Source organism: Paenibacillus sp. FSL H8-0104 (assembly GCF_038050215.1).
Taxonomy (GTDB): domain Bacteria; phylum Bacillota; class Bacilli; order Paenibacillales; family Paenibacillaceae; genus Paenibacillus; species Paenibacillus amylolyticus.
The window spans coordinates 13,902-34,819 of record NZ_JBBOTC010000001.1 but is presented as its reverse complement, the minus strand read 5'-3'; the positions used below and the strand labels follow the sequence as shown (position 1 = coordinate 34,819).

Genomic DNA, 20,918 nt, shown 5'->3' with positions numbered 1-20,918 from the left:
TCAGACTCCTCCGCCGCATATTCCGCATGAATCATTCATGCAACTATTTTATAGCATTCCCATTTCAAAGTAAAACGATTTTAGTTCGCTTCCGGCTTCACCGGACCGATCACGTAGACCGTCTTGCCTTTCTTACGTCCAAAATTCAGGGCATGCTTCACACTGTCATAATACACATCAATTTTGTTGCCTTTAATGGCACCGCCTGTATCTTCCGCACGACGGAATCCCAGACCTTCGATATATACCCACCAGCCAATTGGAATGACTTTGGGATCAACCGCAATGGTGCGTCCTTCCGTTACACGAGTACCGGAAGCTGTTTTAGTTCCAATGCCAGGCTCTTCGGAAGAGTAGGCAGTCATGGATACATTTTTAAGTACTTTGGAGTATTTAAAAGAAGTCCCGGATACGGTAATCACTTTGCTGCCCGAGGCAGATGTTTTCTTCGAGTTCGTTGTTGTAGCCTTTTTGGTTGTTGAAGTTTGAGCCGATACGGTCTGAATCTCAGGTTCTTTCACGACCGGTTTTGCTTTGGTGCCGACAGCGATCACTTTATCTACACGATTATTAGCGACAGATTTGCCGACCATTTTTTTGGAGACCAATTCTCCATCCTGAAATACCTTTTCGATATGCTGTACAATTGTGCCTTCTTTGCCGTTCACAACGACACGGTTATCCCCTTTGTACAAGCTAGGGTCAGCCGTTTTAATGACTTTGTAAGCGATCGGTTGCTCTACTTCCACTGTACGCTTTGTTACGCGCACTACACGGATCTTCATCTCCGCTTTGATCGCAGTTCCAAGCGCCGGATACACTTTATCATTACTTTCAACTTGAATACCTGATTTTTGAATTGCATCTTCTACCGATGAATCGGTTGTATACAGAGTCTTGGTGTCTCCGTCTGCCGTAATGTTAACTGGAACGGCCCGCTCAATAACGATTCGGTCTCCATCTGTTAACGCCCCATTCATGGACATGGATACCTTATCGTGAGGGCTGACTGTGATCGACTGCTCCTCCAGCATTTCCTGAAGCATTCCTGTACGAGTCTCTACCACCTGAGCTTTGCCATCAATAACCAGTGAAATTTGTTTCCCGGCCTGACCGTAAACGACTAACAAGATCATGATTGTAAGCGCAATTGAGAAAATCGCGATCAATGCCATTTGACGCATGTTCTCATGCTTCCACCGCAACGCGAAAGACTTACTGGATGATCGTGACTCATGGGTCTCTTCTGGTTGGAATGTGCCCACTTCTCCGTCCTCCTTCATAGCCTCGCCGTCTAAAGTAATGCATGATGTCTTTGACGTGACTATACCAAATTTTCTACAGAACACAGATTGGACCAACATAATCCGGTTCTGCACCATGAATCAATCTTCGCAACATGATGTCATCCTCCTGAATACCTACCGTATGATGACAATATTTCTTTTATTCAAAAACAAAAAAGCCAAAGAAAGAGTGTAAGAGGAACTCTTTCGTGGCTTCCGAATGATTTTGAATATCGGAAATTCATGCACGAGGTTGCCTCTCTTTTTCCGCTTGCGAGGTTAGCTGTCGGGTTCGGGCGAAAGAGAGCCGCCCTATCTTGGGTCACCCGCTCATGGCGGACGCCCTTGAATTCACCCCGAGACCCAAAGAAGAAATCAAATACGGCTTCGCAGTTCCCTTCGCTGCTTTTGGGTCAGCGAACGTTGCGCATCGGCCAAATACACCGATGTTTAAGCCCTATTGGTTCCCCCGCTCTCCGTTAACGGAGACTCAGCGAGACTGATTCATGAAAGTAATGTTGTTTCATCGGAAAGTGTCCCTTTGTTCATCCCCCGAACATCTGTCCAATTTTCCGCACAACAATTCACTGAAAAGATGATATCCTGTTTTGATGCATGTTGTAAAGCGTTGATCAAGTACGTTTTTCTGAATATTTGGTTAAAATATTGTAATATTCTTGATTTATTTGGATCAAAGGGCAAATTACCTCCGCTTACCTGCCTTTTTCACCTCATTTGCTCGTTTTTTTACCGAATCCCAAATCGTTCCATGGCATTTTTGGTTGTTATTGCAGCAATTTCCTCCACCGAAATGCCTTTAATTTCCGCAGCTGCCTCTGCAACCAGACGTACATGCGCTGTCTCATTTCGCTTCCCACGATAAGGGTGAGGTGTCAAATATGGAGCATCTGTTTCAATGAAAAACCGGTCCATAGGAACCTTCTCCAGCACCTCTTTGGGCTGCTTTGCATTTTTGAATGTGATCGGTCCTCCGAAGGAGAGATGGAAGCCCATATCGAGACAACTTTTTGCTGTTTCCCAACTGCCCGAGAACGAGTGCATCACACCACCAACTTCGCCCGCCTTCTCTTCACGCAAAATTCTTATGATATCCTCATGTGCATCCCGATTATGGATGACAATTGGCATGTTCACTTCACGCGCCAAAGCAATTTGTTGTCGTAATACGCGATGCTGTATCTCTTTTGGTGAAGTATCCCAGTGATAATCCAATCCAATCTCACCGATCGCAACCACTTTTTCATGCTTGCATAAAGATGCAATCCACTCCAAATCGCCCTCCTGCATTGTGATCGCATCTACGGGATGCCACCCTACAGCTGCATATATAAAGTCATATGTTTCGGCGAGTTTCATTGTGGTTGGAATCGTCTCCCGGTTAAAGCCAATGTTGATCATGCGACCAACTCCTGCATCCACAGCACGCTGAATCATGTCCTCGCGGTCCTCGTCGAATTGTGGTGCATCCAGATGTGTATGTGTGTCGAACAGCATCATGTCTGTATCTCCCTTCATGTCGAAATAACGACTATCTTCTTTTTCAAAATCCAATTTGTAAAATTCAATTTGTAAAATTCAATAATTCAATGACTCATACATAAAACATTTTGGGTATCTGTGTATTACATCATTACGTTTGTTTCTTCACAACTACAATATATAGAAGATATACGGAAATTCTGATCTATATATTGTTGATTGTACTCATTCTGCCTGCTTTCATTTACAAAATTATGTCGATCTACATATACTCCCCATTAAAGCAGATTACTGTATCATGGAAAATAGCTCTTTTAGAAAGTGTTTTGATATCGAAATTCTTCATCGGATTATACCCACACGATTACAAGAAATAGGGGCGTATATGTGACGGTAATTCGTGAATAATCGCATCCACCTTGTTTTGCGGGTAATACAAATGATGTTTCCCTCGGTGAAGCCCACTGATGGAACGGACAATGTCAGATACTTCTGACAACTCACGTAAATTGTCCTGTCGATCCAGAAGAAGAATCTGCTTATCTGTGGATTCATCCGGACGAAACACATCATACGGATTATCCGAAGGAAAATCAATTTCAAGATCATATTCGGGATCGAGGCCAGCCTGTACAAAAGCTTCCCGAATCTCTTCCATCATTGTCAAGTCGACCTGTTCAAGCTCTACATACTTATATAACTTGCGATCCATAAAACGTTCGCATAACTCACTTAGAACAGTATCGTTCTCCTTGCGCCACTGCGTAAATGCCGTCTGAATTAATGCTTCATCCAACTGCAAATATTCATCCACGGATAATTCTCCTTCAAATAATTGAGGGAGTGGATCAATCATGAAGCGGAATTGAAAACCATGTTGTAGGAGTGTTTTCGCTCGCTTGAATATTTGCCGCAATATAATTTCAGAACTACGAGTTACCGGATGGAAGTAAATCTGCCAATACATCTGATACCGAGACATTAGGTAATCCTCCACAGCATGCATGCCTGACTCCTTGACTACAATCCGCCCATGATAAGGACGCAGCATCCGAAGGATACGATCAAGGTCAATCGTGCCATAATTTACACCTGTAAAATAGGCATCCCTGAGCAAATAATCCATTCGGTCTGCATCAAGCGGACTGGTCACCAAGTTCACCACAATCGGCTTTTCATACGTTTTTTGAATGACAGACGCTACTTTCTCAGGAAAATCAGGAGCATACCGTCTTAAGATCGCCCCTACTTCGGTATCACCTGTAATAATGCGGCAAGTCCAATCTTCGTGATTCATGTCAAAAGCTTCCTCGATGGAGTGAGAGAATGGCCCATGCCCGAGATCATGAAGCAGAGCTGCACACAGAGCTACAATCTTTTCTTCCTTCGGCCAATCCGAATAATGACTTCTTTCAAATTGAGAGATGATCTTGCGTGTAATCTCATAAACACCTAGTGAATGTGAGAACCGACTATGCTCTGCTCCGTGAAAGGTAAGGTAAGAAGTACCTAGCTGACGAATCCGGCGTAAACGCTGAAATTCCGGGGTGTTAATTAACTGCCATATAACCGGATCTTGCACGTGGATATAATTATGTACCGGATCTTTGAATACTTTCTCTTCCGTTAAACGTTGTTCCATGTCGACTCACTCCTTTAATTTCTTTTATATTAACGCTTTGAGCTCTGCGATTCACCTAAGATTCGACACCATATGACGAACTTTGTCGAATGAAGTAGTTTTGTCGTTTTCCAAATCGACAAAGCTGACATTGAGGTTTAAATGCGAAAAACGGCTTCCAATCCCTTACCACCAGTAACCTTGTGAAAAACAGCCTTAATTTTAAGCTAATTTTAAGGTTGACTGATTTGGGAATCGTTGGTATGATGAGTATCATAAAACATAAAATAATGTCGAATAATGACAAAGATAGTTAGCTGAGAGGAGCACTGATTATAATGATGAAATCAACAGGTATTGTAAGAAAAGTGGACGAACTGGGACGGGTAGTTATTCCAATTGAATTGCGCCGTACGCTCGGTATTGGTGAAAAAGATGCTCTGGAAATCTACGTTGACGGCGAGCGCATCATGTTGAAAAAATACGAGCCTGCTTGTATCTTCTGTGGTAATGCAGAGAATGTTACTTACTTCAAAGGTAAAATTGTTTGTAACGAATGTATTTCCGAAATCCCTGCACCTGTGACAAAATAAGAAAAACCAGGTATACTGGACTTATCTAAATTGTTATTTCTAACCTTTTTAATATTCCTTAATGACCTTCCCGGTGTGAACCCCACCGCGGAAGGTATTTTTTTGCCTTGTTATGGGTTCCATTACCCAAAATGATTCTGTCACACGCGAACTGGGAGAGAACGATGAATTTTGTTCGGAATTTTTTTTAGCCACTCTGCTCTTTTTAATATTCCACTAAGGTTGGATATAAGCTTCTTTTCAGGTTATGTTCCCCACAACAGAAGATATTTGGTTAGATTACTACTCGATTAATGCATTATATACATCACGCTTCGCCAGACCGCGATCGGTAGCCGTTTTTTTCATTGCATCTTTGCGGTTATGTCCTTCACCCTCATAATGGCTGACATGATCCGCGAGTGACATGAGCTGCCACCATGCTTCGCGCTCAGCCTTACGCTCCTCTTCCTTAATGCCTTCTACCAGCAAGCAGTACTCGCCAAGAGGTGGATGCTCTTCAAGCCAGTCTATGCATTCCCTCACAGTACCCCTTGCGAATTCTTCATGACGCTTGGTTAGTTCACGAGCCAGGACAATCGAGCGATCACCCAGAATTTCTTCAAGGTGGACTAATGTTTTCCGAATACGGTGAGGCGATTCATAAAATAACAAAGTCCCGTTGGATTCGTCAAAAGCCTCCAGCACTTTTCGCATGTCCTTTTTCTCCCGCGGCAAAAAACCGCCGAATGTAAAACGCTCCGTCGGTAATCCGGACACGATCAGAGCAGACAACGCAGCGTTGGGCCCCGGGATGGGAATGACCGTTATTCCGGCTTCCAGTGCAAGCTGTACAAGGTCAGAACCAGGGTCCGAAATAGCTGGCAAACCGGCATCGCTGACGAGTGCCAAATTTTTTCCTTCTATTATATAGCGTATCAGTTCAGGTCCACTCGCCCCCTTATTATGCTCATGATAACTAAACAGCATCGAAGGTGTAATTTCAAAATGGGTAAGCAGCTTTCGGGTCTGGCGTGTATCTTCTGCTGCAATGATGTCACAACTCTGCAATGTCTTGATGGCACGGAAGGTCATATCCTCCAGATTACCAATGGGTGTTCCAACCAGATAGAGCTTGCCTGATCCTTCAGGCTGCTCCGCATAGCTTTTTTGAATATGCAAAGTCATCTAAAGCCCTCCTTTCGTAGTACGCTCAGCATGTTGCTGACCATAGTAAATATCCATAATCTCTTCGCAGTATTTCCCCTCTTCATTGTAGACAATGAGTGGAGGAAGCATCCTAACTTCCGGTTTACCATCTTTCATTCCTTCAATTAACACCATGTTGGCTTCCAAATGAGCACGGGGATGTACCATCCGAATCCTTTTTGGTTCCAGCTTATATTCGCGCATGAGTGAGATAATCTCTGCAAGGCGCTGTGGACGATGAACCATCGATACTTTGCCGCCATTACGTACAAGTCGACTGCAAGCCTGAATCACTTCTTCCAGGGTACATCCGATTTCATGACGTGCCATTGCCTGATGTGTGTTCATCTTGAGGTCACTGCCATTCAGAGGCATGTATGGAGGATTAACCGTTATTGCATCGTATACAGCATGTCCTGTTTCTTTCACGAGTTCTCGCAAATCACCTTCACGAATCATAATCGACTCATCCAATGCATTTAATTGCACACTGCGACGCGCCATATCAGCCAAACGTGGCTGAATCTCGATCCCTTCCAGACTAGCCTGCGTACGCGTTGTAAGCAAAATGGGAACCACCCCGTTACCCGTACACAAATCAAGTATACAACCCCGTTTAGGTACGGAAGCAAACCGGGCTAATAATACGGCATCCATCGAAAAACTAAACACTTCATCACTTTGAATGATTCTCAGATCATGAGAGAGCAGATCATCAATCCGCTCTGACTCATGTAACACAACTTCATTTTCTTCCATATGTTACGCTCATCCTCCGGTACTCTATATCTCATGTTTGTTTAGTTTAGGTTTATAACCTTGAAAAAAAACCGTAGGGGATCCCTACGGTCACTTCATTTATTCAAAAAAGACAGGCAGAACAGACAATCGCCTTCCGTCCGCAAATGTCCATAATAGACGTTGCAGATATGGAAGCCTTCGTGATACAACCGGGCCAGATTATCATACCCTTCACCCACAACATCCTCGCCTGTAGCCGGACCTGCTGGTCTTGCTACAGGAGCGAGTGCTGAAGAGATCGGCAGATCTGCCGGAGCCTCACGTTTGAGCAGTTTGCGTAACTGCTCATTCTCGATGGTAAGCCGCTGATTATCCTCAAGCAGCTCCTTCACAATCATTTTTAACTCTCCTAAATCACCGTGCAACTGACCCAGTTGGGTTTCCATTTCATGAATGTGCGTAAACAGATTTTTCTTTTCCAAGTTTCCACCCCGAAGCAACCTTTATGGTTTACTTGATAACGACGTCATCCAGCGGAAGTTCTTTGACTTTACTGATGTCGAACAGTTGAACATGGACTGTGCGGCTACCGGCATTAATTCCGACAACTTTTCCTTCACCCAATGAGGTGACGACCAATTTGCCTACAGCTGGCAGTTCTTCTCTCACACTTTCATAGTTATCATGCTCAAATTTCAGACAGCACATGAGTCTTCCGCACAACCCTGAAATTTTCGTCGGATTCAGTGACAGGCTCTGATCTTTAGCCATCTTGATTGATACCGGCTCAAAGTCTCCCAGCCAGGAAGAACAACACAACACACGGCCGCAAGGTCCGATTCCGCCAAGCATCTTCGCTTCATCACGTACACCAATCTGTCTCAGCTCGATTCGTGTCCGGAATATGCTTGCCAGATCCTTGACCAGCTCCCGGAAATCAACTCTTCCTTCAGCTGTAAAATAAAATATAATTTTATTGCGATCAAACGTAAATTCCACATCGACCAGCTTCATTTTGAGGCCATGGTCTTTGATTTTATTTAAACAAGTACCGAATGCTTCTTTGGCTGCACGTTTGTTCTCATCAACCACACGGGCATCTGTATCGCCCGCAACGCGGATGACTTTCTTCAGCGGCAACACCACATCGGACTCGCCCACTTCCTTCTTACCTACGACAACCTTACCGTACTCAACCCCCCGCGCTGTCTCCACGATAACGCAGTTTTCTTTCTCAATGGGAAGGTCCAGGGGATCGAAGTAATAAATTTTGCCCGCTTTTTTGAAACGGACACCCACTACACTGTACAAAAAATTAACCCCCTTGTAAGCCAACCCCACTTCGTCTGAAGCCCCGTCTTCTTAGGGAACCGGCCGAAGTTATAACCGTTTGCATATGATTGGAGCTAACTTTGCCCTCTCCCAGTCTTATGCCAAACCGATCAAAAATTGCTCCAGACAAAGCTGGCCATTGACGTTGAAACGCAATTTTTTTCTGCATGCTGCGGCCATATCCATATAGGAGACCCACTGCTCTGTGCTGCGGGTATGTGCCAACTGAGATAACATGTCTAACTGATCTATAAAAACGATATGTTCATGCCTATCGTACTGAACATACAGCATGTCCCTAAACCATAAATGGAACAAACTGAGTAACATGTCCAGGTGTTCAGAGAGTCCGGTTTTAAAAAGCTTCTGCTGTGCAGAGATCAATGATGTACTTCCTCTACCCAGGGACTCCTTCCCTAATTGTAACATTACGTTTCTAATTTCTGCAAACCAATTCTGCTGGAGAATTTCTCTACATGCTTCCAATCCTGACGCTAAATGGACGGCAGAGCGAGCCAGATTGGCAGGGTGCCCTTCCTCGATCAGAGATTGCAGCATCTCTTCCGGATTCAGTGCGCTGAACGGCACCAATTGGGAGCGTGAGCGGATCGTTGGCAACATGGCCTGTCCATTATCTGTAATCAGGATGCCGACTGCTGGTACCTGCGGTTCCTCCAGAAATTTGAGCAAACTGTTTGCTGCCTGCACCGTCATTTTCTCGGCTTGTTCTATAATATATACTTTGGGATGGCCTGCCTCTGATCGGTATGAAAAGATACGCTGCAGATCCCGGATTTGATCTATTTTAATGTTGTTTCCATCTGGTGCAAGCATGGTTAGATCCGGATGGTTACCATGATCTACCTTACGGCATTCAAGACACTGCCCGCATGCGTCATCTTCAAGCTCTGTACAGAATATTGCCTTGGCAAAGGTAATTGCCGTCTTCCGTTGCCCGCTACCAGCTGGACCGCTAAACAAATACGCATGGCTTATTGCCTTACGTCTCAAACTGCTTTGTAACATTTTCTTGGCCGCTTGTTGACCCATAATCTGTTGAAAGGACATACTTCCTCCTCAGAAGCTTAAATTAATAAGCATCCCCCGAATTTCCCCTACTTGTTGTAATAGAGAGATTTTTCCTTCTTCTGTATCCAGCAATTCATCAGCCATGGATAACAGAGCGGAGTCAATTTCATCAATCAGCTTATACCGCTTACCTCTGCCACGACGATCCCAACCCCTTGTCTCTTTCATGGATACACCGCGACGAACGGTCTCTTCCAGGAACCTTTTAACAAGTTGCTTATACGCCTTCAGTTCACGAATCGTCATGGAACGTGCCAAGCGATCTCCCTGAAGCTGGATTTCACTAAACCGGCGATTCAGTTCAGCTTGTGAGGCCCGTTCACCCTGGTGATTCATCATATCAGAGAAATTTTTGGATTGAACCGGTTTGGAACCTGAATCAGTAGAACTGATCCCGCTCTGAATCGGTCTGAATCCAGGATTGATTTTCATGGATACGCCCGCTTTCTATCATAGTTAGCCAATCGCCCATCAGCACAGTGCGCATTGCGCCTGTGCGTGAGAATGAGGCTTTTATATATGCTGATCACACTCTATATATAATGGTAGATACACATCACCATCAAGGACTTGTTCTTTGTAGTCAACCTCTTTCCGAAATGAACCATTCCCCAGCTGGGAAATGCTCATCCGGAAAGAGTATGCTGATTCTTCTCGTCAAGAAAGGCGTTCCGTAAGTGGCACGCACGAACTCTGTTAACTCTTCTTGCATCCATCGTTTCCAACATGCTATCAATCATGAAGGACCCTCATGGGATCCATGCAATAGGTTTAATTAGAAATGTTCGAAGCGATCTACCGGGAGAACAAATACAGTAGCTCCGCCTACTTGAACTTCAACAGGTAGCGGCAGGTAAGAGTCGGTTGTTCCACTCATCGGTGTGACCGGAGTCACGAGCTGTTCACGAACCTTACAGCTGCTGCGAATGACGTTCATTACGGATTCGACTTGACCATCATCGACACCGATCATAAACGTCGTGTTGCCTGCCTTCAAAAATCCGCCCGTACTGGCAAGCTTCGTCGCCCGAAAGTTTGCTTTGACCAATGCGCTGGATAATCGGTTGCTGTCTTTATCCTGTATAATCGCAACAATCAGTTTCATCCTGCATAACCTCCTTTAGAATAAGCACCTTTATCAAATGCCCTGTCTATATATTAGACAATTACTCGTCAAAATCCTTCAAAATCCCTGTCTCCAGCGACAAAATCATTGCTGCCAAGACATCCTCCTGCTTCATGGAAGCATCGATAACTCTGATCCGTTCCGGGAACTGCTCTTTTAATAGGAAGTAACCCTCTCGCACTTTACGGTGAAACTCCAGATTTTCCAGATCCAGACGGTTCACTTCGCGGCCATCATGAGCATCGATCCGGGCAAGCCCCACTTCAGGCTCAATGTCCAGATATAAGGTCACATCCGGCATGAGATCACCAATCGCAAAACGGTTAATGGCCCATACATTCTCTATCCCGAGTCCACGGGCGTAGCCTTGATAGACCAGACTGCTATCGACAAATCGGTCACAGATGACTGCTTTTCCAGCTCTCAGCGCAGGCTCTACTTTCTCCGCCAGATGCTGGCTGCGTGCAGCTGCATACAATAGCGCTTCGGTTCGAGCATCCATTGCCGTATGAAGAGGGTCCAGAATAATTGAACGTATTTTCTCCGCAATCTCAATTCCACCAGGCTCTCGCGTAACTACGTAAGGTATACCCCGTTCTTCAAAATAAGAACCTATTCTACCGATCATCGTTGTTTTACCGGAACCCTCTCCCCCTTCCAGCGTAATGAATTTACCTCTGCCCTGCATATGCTTCCCTGCTTTCTATGTCGATAATTGCATCTATTGCTGCTGTAATTGAATATGCTTAGACCCTCTTGCTACAAGATATGATATCCCCCGCCCAGAGGTGTATAGCTACAGCTATATCGGTACGTATTAATAACACCCAGATCATACAAGCTTGTTTCTCTCTATCATACTATAGGTCAGCGGTTACTCCAACATGAACAACAAAGTAAAGCATTCAACCGTAGATGATCCATACCCATAATGGAAGCATAATTGATCCGGCAATAGCACTGACAATCATGGAAACTGAACTGAGGGCTACCGCATTCTCTCCATATTCAAAAGACCTTGCCATGCCGAGGGCATGAGATGCTGAACCCAGTCCAATTCCATAGGCATGTTTACTGCGGACCTTGGCCCATTTCAAGAGCATCGGCCCCAATAATATCCCTGAGAATCCTGCAATCATCACAAACAGCGATGTGAATGAGGCATTCCCCCCAACCTGATTAGCGAGTTGAATAGCCACAGGAGTTGTCACTGATTTTGGCAATAAAGCGATGACCATCTCTTGCGGATAGCCGAGCAGAATGGCGATTAAAGCGCCTGTAGCGATACCTGTAATACTGCCTCCGATTGTTCCACCCACAATTGGAATGATATTTTGCTTCAGCACATGCAGATGTCTGGACAAGGGAAAAGCGAGCGATACGACTGCTGGTCCCAAAAGCTCCTGTATCCATTTTCCACCCAGCATGTAGGTATCCAGCTTTATACCGGAAATCACCAATATCAGAATCAGGATGGCAGTCGTTGTGAGTACAGGCATAAGGATCGGCCATTTCAGCCTTTTATATAGACGAGTGGCTGGAATATATACAGCGATGGTTAGCGCGATCATTCCAATTCCGAGGATGAATGCTGACAAGTGATCGCCTCCTTTTTGCCTGAATGAGACGATCTCCATGTCATAAGCCACTCACTTAATTTGGCAGATATCAGACAGGTGATTAATGTGCTAACAATCAAACCAAGTACCAATAACAAGGTGTTGGCTCTAAAAAAATCAAAATGATTAATAATGCCCACAGTTGGGGGGATGAACAACAATTGCAGATGAGATTGAAGCCACGTCGACCCTTCTTCTCCCCAGCTCATTTTGATCCATCCCAGTTGAATGGTGACAAACAATACCATCATGCCCACAATACTACCTGTTAACGGCAGATGTAATACAGCTTGAATCAAGTTGCCAATCCAATAAAAACCGTACATCAACAAAACTTGCAGGACTATTCCTGTATATTTTTTTAGCGGAATACCCAAAGTGTTCCCTTCTTTCTTATGTCTATCTATATAAGTTGAACTAAAGCGTGTCTTCAAACTGAATGTGTCTGGAGCAGGGCACGGAGCGGGAGGGCTAACGACCCTGTGACGTCTTATTCAGCGATTTGAAGCGCCCGCAGCAATCTAAGGAATCTGAAACACGGTATATTGGAATAACCAGCCGTTTACAGCGTGTTTGTTAGGTCAATATGGTTAATAACGTGTCTCAGGTTCCTTACAAAATAAAAGGAGGACTCGAAGGCTAAATAAGACGTCCTCGGTTTCTTAGAAAATCGTCTGGACAATTCGCCAGGATCAGCAATCCTTGACTTCAAGCTGTTGGACCCTGACATTCTTCAACGTATTGCATGCCTGATTTTGAAGACACACCCTAGCAACTAGATTAATGACCAAGAGACCCTCACATGTGTAGGGTCCGGTATCGCTATCCGTATTGGTCATATTGCCTACCTATTGGTGAATGCAATTCAGATCCTCATGTGTTCCCTTCATTCCTTCATAACCTTCAATGACCGTAGAGATGCATCGGATACCCCATGAAACTTTGCACCCTCATCCCGCAGGAGTTGTATACGAGCCACCATCGATGTACTAATACGTTCACCCGGATATACAAGCGGAATCCCTGGAGGATACGGGACTACCATCTCAGCTGATCGACAGCCTACGCTTTCTTCTATCGGCACATTGATCGTATTCGTCTCCACAATTGGTTGCAGTGTAAAGGAGATCGGTTCCGAGTAGCGAGTGGTTTCTTGTAAATTGTTCCACGTGGAAATATAATGTGCCGAACCTTTCGCAATCTGTTGCGATGGCTCTGTATTGGATTGGTTCAGCTCATGCCCATTGGCAGAGCTGATATGGTGTAAAGCCTGCAACAGGTGCTGGGCATCTTGCACCGTTGAGCCCAGGCTGAAGAGCAAGACGACGTACCGTTCGTCGCTCATCTCAGGCACACAGCCGCATGCTTCCAGCTGCTGCTGTAGCCTATAACCGCTCAGCACCCCTGCGCCGTCATAGATGACGGCCTTGAATGGGTCCTGAGCGGTATACCCCGCGGCAGCTGGCATCGCCGCCGCGGTCAGGCCCTTCCGTGTCTGCTGCGCAGCGGACACGGGCATGCCAGCCGGCTTCGCTGTTCCGGCTGGCGGTTCTGGCTGCAGCGGCTGTGCAGGCTGCAGCAACTGAAAGCGCGGCAGCTCCGCGAGGCCGCGCTTAAAGGCTTTCACGGCGGCGAACCCCGCCGTGAATGTGTTCGCGCCCTGCACGTGCAGCAGCCGGCGCGCCAGATCAAGCGAAGCCATCACCGGGTATGATGGGCTTGAGCTTTGCACCATGGCCAGGCGCTGCCTTAACAGGGACCGGTTTAACAGTGGTCCCTGAATGTGCAGCATGGCACCCATGGTGAAGGCCGTCAGCATCTTATGTGTCGACTGCACTACACCGTCTGCTCCGCACGACAGTGCAGAGACAGGCAGCTCCGGATGCTGCCCATAATGCGCGCCATGCGCTTCATCCACGAGCAATGGCATGCCAGCGGCGTGGCATACCTCGGCTATGGGCGTCAGATCAGCGCCCATGCCGTAATAATTAGGCAACGTGACTAATACACCCCTTGCCTCAGGATAGTACTGGACAGCAGCCTGCACCGTCTCCACAGACGGCATGACCGCAAGTCCAGACGCAGGATCGACCCACGGCTCCAGAAATACAGCTCTTGCGCCTGAAAGCATTAACCCGTGAATAACGGATTTGTGCACATTCCGTTGCACCAGTACAATACTGTTTGGCTCATCACACACAGTTAGTAATAGAGACAAATTACCTGCCGTACTGCCTCCTACAAGGAAGAAACTCTCCTCAGCACCAAAACAATCTGCCGCAAGCTCCTGTGCTTCCTGGATCACACCTTCTGGATGATGTAAATCGTCGGTGCCCGTGATCTCCGTAACATCCATCTCCATCATCTCCAGAAATGAACGCACCGGTACCAGTTCTAATTCCGAGTGAGCCCCTTCAACGCTGAGTCGTTCCACACTCTGCAGATCAGCCCCATGTTCATCCACCGAACTGAAACGCTCTACCTTCTGGTTAACATTCTTTCCTCCATCATTCTGAATCTCACCGTTGTGCTGGTGTTCCTCATTGACGATATCCTTAGCTGGAGATTGCCCTGCTTCTGCTTGTTCCAGTAAATGTCGGTAAGCTTGTCCATTCTTATGCCCAGGCACATGAAAAGAACGCTGCTTCGAATCACGATACGCAAGCAACGCTTCATATAAAGGGGCACTACTTGATTTATTTTTATGTTCCATGAAATAACCATCCTGTACATATATAATGTGCGCCCTATGCGCTTCAAAATGCTTCCTAATCCAAGGAACGCACTTCTTCCCCATCTCCACACGCTCTACTGCAAATGATCTATACCCATTATATCAGCATACCCCTTCCTAAGATGGCAAACAAGACAATCTCTCCTCTTAAAAACAGAAAAAGGCCCAATGGGCCTCTATACACATCAGCATCGTTACAATGTGATGTTTCGCTTCTACTTCTATTAGCAACATTCATTATGCGTTTTTTTGTACCCAAATTTGCTTCATTTGATGAATAAAATAATTGTACTTGGCATCCTGCGCGTCGGTATGAACCATTTCTGCTTCACAAGTGTCACATATGAATTCAGATACAATAAAAATGCCTTCTCTTTTTCTTTGCTCGCAGATAATACATGTGTGTTCGGCATGTTCTTCCATGAACCATCCCACCTTGTTTTACGTTTACTATCAGTATTGCACAGTTTCTATTATTTTAAACATTTTCATAGTGCTTTCTTTCTATAAAATATATATATTCGCCCACCCCCTTTTGGGTGTCTGTACCGAAAAATACATTCATTCTCCCTGCAAGAACATTCACCTGCTTATGTATATACAGTAATCCTACAATCCATCGCATTTACCTCTACATCACGTATCCCATGGCCTGACTCAAACTTATATTCAATTTCCTTAAAAAAACTTGGAATCCCAGCCGATATATAATACATGATAACGATATCAAAGCCTGACAGTCCGTGTATTCGGGAGTATACTGAGATAAGCTCCGTCGAATCTCAATATCTTGTACAATCGTCATGGCGTGAGATACAAGGTTCATATATACATACATGTATGATTCATTCCCTTTTACTCGTGTAAAAAAAACGAATACCTACCCCACACAAACGTGAATCCGAAGGAGGATATATAATCGTATGATCGCCGAACCGGAGAATAAAGCAACATTTTATCAATACCGGCTTCTGAAAAAAAAGGCTATCGCCCGCAGTGTCATTTACAGCTATCTGTGTCTGCCGGTCATCATGCTCTTATTCAATCTACTCGCATTCTCCTGGACTGGCCTCTTCTTTTTTGTACTGGCAGGTCCAATCACCATCTGGATTCATTATGTCATCGCCAGAACCATATTACTGCTGGTCCGTACCTCTTACGCCAAACGCTGGCGCTGGAATATGCGTATGCCCTGGTTAGGTTATATCCCTGATCAGCATTTTAGCTTCCGTATGTTTGTCCGGGTACACCTTAACATGAGCTGGATTGGATTATGTATCATTACAGTATGTTTGATATGGTCGCCATTGTCCTTCACCCTCTCGCTGATCTTCTGGCATTTGTGGTTGCTGGGTCCTCGCTTGTATGTTGTAATGGTGCTCTCCCGTGAGCGTAAAGACGGACTCATCAAATTGAATGAACAAGATGTCTCATATTATCTGCAATAACACTCCCTCATTTATGCAATACTCAATGTACCTTACTTACTTGTAATACATAACCGCTGAGCCCTTCGAATAATCTGATGCAAAAACATAATCGTGTATCGTTCCTCATATGCGCAAATAAAGGTTATCCACAGTGGATAACCTTTATTTATTGTTCCCTTCTCATCCATTATCCACAGCATGGGCATAGTTAAATGAGTTATCCCCAGTCGTGGCTCCGTTCTTCTCTTCTTTTTCGCCTCTTATTACATATCTCATAACCCCATTTGTTTCGTAGAACGCCTTGAGCGATCTCTCACTCAGTCTCAGCTCTATATGCCCTCAAGCTGCTTTCCATCAGCCACTCATTACCTCATACCTTTATACAACTTATATCTCTCCCCCTCTACTTTTAGCGCTCTACACTCCGCTATGCTTCAAGCACACATACCACCTATACATGGTACGAAAGAAACTACTCATTCCTTCCTTCTGTACCTTTATGGCCTCTGATCCACCATACGCGATAGCTTCTCCCACCATTACTAAAGCCTACTTCGCCAAAAAACAAAAAGCCCCCGATCATGTACACGGGAGCTTTACTATATTATAAGGAACATCACAGCGTTAATTAATCATACCAAATCATACCTGAACCAGCTCAATCATCTTCAGCCAATGATTTAACTGTCGTTTGAGTAGCATCATTTCTAGGAACCATTAGTGTAAAGGAACCATCATGTACTGCTAAATGCACAGTATGTCCTTCCTTTGCAAATACACGCAAGGTACTGGATTCATTGGATGTACCCTTGGCTTGCCTCTCTGTCCAACCCCAGCTTTTAATCTCGTCTAGATATACCTCAGGCAAGCTAGTACTCTCACTAATACCAGACAGCGTATATCGAACATAATCCATATCCGAATTATTTTCAGACTGGTCAGATTTATTCGCTACTTTCGGCACCGGAAAACTCTTCTCGTTCACCGCACCTTCATATGAAGTCCATACAGATCCTGAAGCTTCACCGCATCCTGCTAGAACAACGGTCAAACAAAGCAACAGAAATGATTGTAGTCCAAGTCTCCGCCAACTTAACACACACACCCTCCTTTTCACAGCTGCACATTCCAGCTCTGTGGTCAGGTACTTTTAGCATATTTAACATAGTCCTATTATACTGGTTTTGCCGCTGTTATCCGTAACAAAAATGTTACCTTCCAGTATCGATCATGTCAGAGCTTCCACTTATCATATTTAATCCTTATAAACAAATAAAAACCACCACCGAATAACATCGGCAGTGGTTCTTTGCTTGGCGGCGTCCTACTCTCCCAGGACCCTGCGGTCCAAGTACCATCGGCGCTAGAGGGCTTAACGGTCGTGTTCGGGATGGGTACGTGTGGAACCCCTCCGCCATCGCCACCAAACGCATAGCTTACATTTCAGAGTTGTTGTTCTCTGAAAACTAGATTCGAAACGAAACATGCGAATTACAACTTGCTATTGGATAAGCCCTCGACCGATTAGTACTGGTCAGCTCCATGCATTGCTGCACTTCCACCCCCAGCCTATCTACCTCGTCGTCTTCAAGGGGTCTTACATACTGGGAAATCTCATCTTGAGGGGGGCTTCACGCTTAGATGCTTTCAGCGTTTATCCCGTCCGTACATAGCTACCCAGCGGTGCTCCTGGCGGAACAACTGGTACACCAGCGGTACGTCCATCCCGGTCCTCTCGTACTAAGGACAGCTCCTCTCAAATTTCCTACGCCCACGACAGATAGGGACCGAACTGTCTCACGACGTTCTGAACCCAGCTCGCGTACCGCTTTAATGGGCGAACAGCCCAACCCTTGGGACCTACTTCAGCCCCAGGATGCGATGAGCCGACATCGAGGTGCCAAACCTCCCCGTCGATGTGGACTCTTGGGGGAGATAAGCCTGTTATCCCCAGGGTAGCTTTTATCCGTTGAGCGATGGCCCTTCCATGCGGTACCACCGGATCACTAAGCCCGACTTTCGTCCCTGCTCGACTTGTAGGTCTCGCAGTCAAGCTCCCTTATGCCTTTGCACTCTTCGAATGATTTCCAACCATTCTGAGGGAACCTTTGGGCGCCTCCGTTACTCTTTAGGAGGCGACCGCCCCAGTCAAACTGCCCACCTGACACTGTCCCCGCACCGGATTACGGTACCAGGTTAGAACCTAGATACGATCAGGGTGGTATCCCAACGTTGCCTCCACGCAAGCTGGCGCTCACGTTTCAAAGGCTCCCACCTATCCTGTACAGATCGTACCCAAATTCAATATCAAGCTGCAGTAAAGCTCCATGGGGTCTTTCCGTCTTGTCGCGGGTAACCTGCATCTTCACAGGTATTAAAATTTCACCGGATCTCTCGTTGAGACAGCGCCCAAGTCGTTACGCCATTCGTGCGGGTCAGAATTTACCTGACAAGGAATTTCGCTACCTTAGGACCGTTATAGTTACGGCCGCCGTTTACTGGGGCTTCGGTTCACAGCTTCGGATTGCTCCTAACCACTCCCCTTAACCTTCCAGCACCGGGCAGGCGTCAGCCCGTATACTTCGCCTTACGGCTTCGCACAGACCTGTGTTTTTGCTAAACAGTCGCTTGGGCCTTTTCACTGCGGCCCCCTCGTGCTATTCACACTACCGGGGCACCCCTTCTCCCGAAGTTACGGGGTCATTTTGCCGAGTTCCTTAACGAGAGTTCTTCCGCGCGCCTTAGAATACTCTTCTCGCCTACCTGTGTCGGTTTGCGGTACGGGCACCATCACCTGGCTAGAGGCTTTTCTTGGCAGTGTGAGATCATGACCTTCGCTACTATAATTTTCGCTCCCCATCACAGCTCAGCCTTACAATGTGCGGATTTGCCTACACATCAGCCTTACTGCTTAGACGGACATCCATCAGTCCGCGTCACTACCCTACTGCGTCCCCCCATTGCTCATAACGGCTTACGGTGGTACAGGAATTTCGACCTGTTGTCCTTCGACTACGCCTTTCGGCCTCGCCTTAGGTCCCGACTTACCCTGAGCGGACGAGCCTTCCTCAGGAACCCTTAGGCTTTCGGCGGATCAGATTCTCACTGATCTTTTCGTTACTCATACCGGCATTCTCACTTGTATAATGTCCAGCGCTCCTTACGGTACACCTTCAACCCTTATACAACGCTCCCCTACCCCTGATGCAAAGCATCAAGCCATAGCTTCGGTGGTGTGTTTAGCCCCGTTACATTTTCGGCGCAGAGTCACTCGACCAGTGAGCTATTACGCACTCTTTCAATGATGGCTGCTTCTAAGCCAACATCCTGGTTGTCTGTGCAACTCCACATCCTTTCCCACTTAACACACACTTGGGGACCTTAGCTGATGGTCTGGGCTGTTTCCCTTTTGACAATGGATCTTAGCACTCACTGTCTGACTCCCGGAAGTAAGTCTATGGCATTCGGAGTTTGACTGAGCTTGGTAACCCTTGCGGGCCCCGCACCCAATCAGTGCTCTACCTCCACGACTCTGTTTTCCGAGGCTAGCCCTAAAGCTATTTCGGGGAGAACCAGCTATCTCCGAGTTCGATTGGAATTTCTCCGCTACCCCCACCTCATCCCCGCATTTTTCAACATGCGTGGGTTCGGGCCTCCAGTGCGTGTTACCGCACCTTCACCCTGGACAGGGGTAGATCACCCGGTTTCGGGTCTACGTCCACGTACTCATTCGCCCTATTCAGACTCGCTTTCGCTGCGGCTCCGGCTCTTCACCTTAACCTTGCACGGGAACGTAACTCGCCGGTTCATTCTACAAAAGGCACGCCATCACCCCTAAAACGGGCTCTGACTTTTTGTAAGCACACGGTTTCAGGTTCTATTTCACTCCCCTTCCGGGGTGCTTTTCACCTTTCCCTCACGGTACTGCTTCACTATCGGTCGCTAGGAAGTATTTAGCCTTGGCAGATGGTCCTGCCGGATTCATACGGGGTTTCACGTGCCCCGCACTACTCGGGATCCGTCTCGGAGGGAACCAACTTTCAACTACAGGGCTTTTACCTTCTTTGGCGGGCCTTTCCAGACCTCTTCGCTTAACCGGTTCCTTTGTAACTCCATGTGAGACGTCCCACAACCCCAAAGAGCAAGCTCTCTGGTTTGGGCTTCTCCGCGTTCGCTCGCCGCTACTGACGGAATCACTATTGTTTTCTCTTCCTCAGGGTACTTAGATGTTTCAGTTCCCCTGGTATGCCTCTACACAACCTATGTATTCAGTTGTGAGTAACTGGAAATTACCCCAGCTGGGTTTCCCCATTCGGACACCCCCGGATCAAAGCTTGCTTACAGCTCCCCGAGGCAGTTTCGTTGTTCGCCACGTCCTTCATCGGCTCCTAGCGCCTAGGCATCCTCCGTGTGCTCTTAGTAGCTTAACCTCGTGCTCCGGTTTCGACTGCTCGCTTCCCTTGGTTTGCTTGCGCAAAGCCAAAAGTCGCTCCCATTCGATACCATCGTACGTGCAATCTACCGTTTTTATTGAAACTTGTTTAACACAAGTTCAGCTAAAAAGGAATGTTCTAATTCGCGTTTGTTTCGTTTCGATATCTAGTTTTCAAAGAACAAGCTCCATGCAAAAGCAAGCTGTTTGAGAGTTTGAGCTCTCAA

At 46.3% G+C, this 20,918-nt stretch carries 18 protein-coding genes, 2 rRNA genes and 1 riboswitch; of the genes, 2 read left to right on the top strand and 18 right to left on the bottom strand.

Annotated elements, in window-relative coordinates; translation table 11 throughout:
- Positions 1–80 precede the first annotated feature (80 nt).
- From NST38_RS00150 to NST38_RS00140, 3 genes are all read right to left on the bottom strand, one after another.
- Entirely contained in the window at positions 81–1,265 is a 1,185-nt protein-coding gene (locus NST38_RS00150; protein ID WP_076254648.1) for a 3D domain-containing protein, read from the bottom strand.
- A 273-nt stretch (positions 1,266–1,538) separates the two neighbouring features.
- Positions 1,539–1,792, bottom strand: a riboswitch (cyclic di-AMP (ydaO/yuaA leader).
- A 241-nt stretch (positions 1,793–2,033) separates the two neighbouring features.
- Positions 2,034–2,804, bottom strand: a complete 771-nt coding sequence (locus NST38_RS00145; protein ID WP_179087975.1) for a TatD family hydrolase — start codon at positions 2,802–2,804, stop codon at positions 2,034–2,036.
- A gap of 346 nt (positions 2,805–3,150) precedes the next feature.
- Complete coding sequence (locus NST38_RS00140) at positions 3,151–4,428, bottom strand: HD domain-containing protein (protein ID WP_076254650.1); 1,278 nt, start codon at positions 4,426–4,428, stop codon at positions 3,151–3,153.
- 317 nt (positions 4,429–4,745) lie between these two features.
- On the opposite strand from NST38_RS00140, the gene NST38_RS00135 reads away from it, so the two are divergent.
- A complete protein-coding gene (locus tag NST38_RS00135) occupies positions 4,746–5,000 on the top strand; it encodes an AbrB/MazE/SpoVT family DNA-binding domain-containing protein (protein ID WP_024633700.1) in 255 nt (84 codons plus the stop codon).
- A 282-nt stretch (positions 5,001–5,282) separates the two neighbouring features.
- Here the strand turns inward: NST38_RS00135 and rsmI are convergent, their stop codons facing one another.
- The 12 genes from rsmI to NST38_RS00075 all read right to left on the bottom strand — a co-directional run bounded on the left by rsmI (position 5,283) and on the right by NST38_RS00075 (position 15,252).
- Positions 5,283–6,167: a 16S rRNA (cytidine(1402)-2'-O)-methyltransferase gene (gene rsmI, locus NST38_RS00130; RefSeq protein ID WP_036606130.1), complete on the bottom strand. Its 885-nt coding sequence runs from the start codon at positions 6,165–6,167 to the stop codon at positions 5,283–5,285.
- On the bottom strand, positions 6,168–6,947 hold the full coding sequence (locus NST38_RS00125) for a tRNA1(Val) (adenine(37)-N6)-methyltransferase (protein WP_076254652.1): 780 nt from the start codon (positions 6,945–6,947) through the stop codon (positions 6,168–6,170).
- Between the two features lie 95 nt (positions 6,948–7,042).
- Positions 7,043–7,411: a DNA replication initiation control protein YabA gene (yabA, locus tag NST38_RS00120; protein ID WP_017691386.1), complete on the bottom strand. Its 369-nt coding sequence runs from the start codon at positions 7,409–7,411 to the stop codon at positions 7,043–7,045.
- A 28-nt stretch (positions 7,412–7,439) separates the two neighbouring features.
- Positions 7,440–8,240, bottom strand: coding sequence for a PSP1 domain-containing protein (locus NST38_RS00115; protein ID WP_017691387.1), 801 nt, complete (start codon positions 8,238–8,240; stop codon positions 7,440–7,442).
- Between the two features lie 117 nt (positions 8,241–8,357).
- Positions 8,358–9,329, bottom strand: coding sequence for a DNA polymerase III subunit delta' (gene holB, locus NST38_RS00110; RefSeq protein ID WP_036606132.1), 972 nt, complete (start codon positions 9,327–9,329; stop codon positions 8,358–8,360).
- Positions 9,330–9,338: 9 nt separating this feature from the next.
- Complete coding sequence (locus tag NST38_RS00105; RefSeq protein WP_017691389.1) at positions 9,339–9,782, bottom strand: YaaR family protein; 444 nt, start codon at positions 9,780–9,782, stop codon at positions 9,339–9,341.
- Between the two features lie 343 nt (positions 9,783–10,125).
- Positions 10,126–10,455 carry a cyclic-di-AMP receptor gene (locus tag NST38_RS00100; protein WP_017691391.1) on the bottom strand — a complete coding sequence of 110 codons (330 nt, stop codon included), beginning with the start codon at positions 10,453–10,455 and terminating at the stop codon, positions 10,126–10,128.
- Between the two features lie 61 nt (positions 10,456–10,516).
- Positions 10,517–11,164 (bottom strand): dTMP kinase, encoded by a 648-nt coding sequence (gene tmk, locus NST38_RS00095; RefSeq protein ID WP_017691392.1) that lies wholly within the window; start codon positions 11,162–11,164, stop codon positions 10,517–10,519.
- A 217-nt stretch (positions 11,165–11,381) separates the two neighbouring features.
- On the bottom strand, positions 11,382–12,074 hold the full coding sequence (locus tag NST38_RS00090) for an LrgB family protein (RefSeq protein WP_083685168.1): 693 nt from the start codon (positions 12,072–12,074) through the stop codon (positions 11,382–11,384).
- Positions 12,044–12,472: a CidA/LrgA family protein gene (locus NST38_RS00085; RefSeq protein WP_051446959.1), complete on the bottom strand. Its 429-nt coding sequence runs from the start codon at positions 12,470–12,472 to the stop codon at positions 12,044–12,046. The genes NST38_RS00090 and NST38_RS00085 overlap by 31 nt, the downstream gene beginning before the upstream one ends.
- Positions 12,473–12,981: 509 nt before the next feature.
- Positions 12,982–14,808 (bottom strand): aminotransferase class I/II-fold pyridoxal phosphate-dependent enzyme, encoded by a 1,827-nt coding sequence (locus NST38_RS00080; protein WP_341343756.1) that lies wholly within the window; start codon positions 14,806–14,808, stop codon positions 12,982–12,984.
- A gap of 258 nt (positions 14,809–15,066) precedes the next feature.
- Positions 15,067–15,252 carry a sigma factor G inhibitor Gin gene (locus NST38_RS00075; protein WP_017691396.1) on the bottom strand — a complete coding sequence of 62 codons (186 nt, stop codon included), beginning with the start codon at positions 15,250–15,252 and terminating at the stop codon, positions 15,067–15,069.
- 500 nt (positions 15,253–15,752) lie between these two features.
- Here NST38_RS00075 and NST38_RS00070 point away from each other — a divergent pair, with 500 nt between their 5' ends.
- Positions 15,753–16,277 (top strand): hypothetical protein, encoded by a 525-nt coding sequence (locus NST38_RS00070; protein ID WP_036606136.1) that lies wholly within the window; start codon positions 15,753–15,755, stop codon positions 16,275–16,277.
- 640 nt (positions 16,278–16,917) lie between these two features.
- Here NST38_RS00070 and NST38_RS00065 read toward each other — a convergent pair.
- The 3 genes from NST38_RS00065 to NST38_RS00055 form a co-directional block, all read right to left on the bottom strand.
- Positions 16,918–17,358: a hypothetical protein gene (locus tag NST38_RS00065; protein WP_017691399.1), complete on the bottom strand. Its 441-nt coding sequence runs from the start codon at positions 17,356–17,358 to the stop codon at positions 16,918–16,920.
- 212 nt (positions 17,359–17,570) lie between these two features.
- Positions 17,571–17,687, bottom strand: a 5S ribosomal RNA gene (gene rrf, locus NST38_RS00060).
- A gap of 76 nt (positions 17,688–17,763) precedes the next feature.
- A 23S ribosomal RNA gene (locus tag NST38_RS00055) occupies positions 17,764–20,689 on the bottom strand.
- Positions 20,690–20,918 lie beyond the last annotated feature (229 nt).

What these genes read in the sequence shown, in the direction of transcription:
- NST38_RS00145 (WP_179087975.1), bottom strand. Translation starts at nt 2,804, where the DNA reads ATGATGCTGTTCGACACACATACACATCTGGATGCACCACAATTCGAC.
- NST38_RS00140 (WP_076254650.1), bottom strand. Translation starts at nt 4,428, where the DNA reads ATGGAACAACGTTTAACGGAAGAGAAAGTATTCAAAGATCCGGTACAT.
- NST38_RS00135 (WP_024633700.1), top strand. Translation starts at nt 4,746, where the DNA reads ATGATGAAATCAACAGGTATTGTAAGAAAAGTGGACGAACTGGGACGG.
- rsmI (WP_036606130.1), bottom strand. Translation starts at nt 6,167, where the DNA reads ATGACTTTGCATATTCAAAAAAGCTATGCGGAGCAGCCTGAAGGATCA.
- NST38_RS00125 (WP_076254652.1), bottom strand. Translation starts at nt 6,947, where the DNA reads ATGGAAGAAAATGAAGTTGTGTTACATGAGTCAGAGCGGATTGATGAT.
- holB (WP_036606132.1), bottom strand. Translation starts at nt 9,329, where the DNA reads ATGTCCTTTCAACAGATTATGGGTCAACAAGCGGCCAAGAAAATGTTA.
- NST38_RS00105 (WP_017691389.1), bottom strand. Translation starts at nt 9,782, where the DNA reads ATGAAAATCAATCCTGGATTCAGACCGATTCAGAGCGGGATCAGTTCT.
- NST38_RS00100 (WP_017691391.1), bottom strand. Translation starts at nt 10,455, where the DNA reads ATGAAACTGATTGTTGCGATTATACAGGATAAAGACAGCAACCGATTA.
- tmk (WP_017691392.1), bottom strand. Translation starts at nt 11,164, where the DNA reads ATGCAGGGCAGAGGTAAATTCATTACGCTGGAAGGGGGAGAGGGTTCC.
- NST38_RS00080 (WP_341343756.1), bottom strand. Translation starts at nt 14,808, where the DNA reads ATGGAACATAAAAATAAATCAAGTAGTGCCCCTTTATATGAAGCGTTG.
- NST38_RS00075 (WP_017691396.1), bottom strand. Translation starts at nt 15,252, where the DNA reads ATGGAAGAACATGCCGAACACACATGTATTATCTGCGAGCAAAGAAAA.
- NST38_RS00070 (WP_036606136.1), top strand. Translation starts at nt 15,753, where the DNA reads ATGATCGCCGAACCGGAGAATAAAGCAACATTTTATCAATACCGGCTT.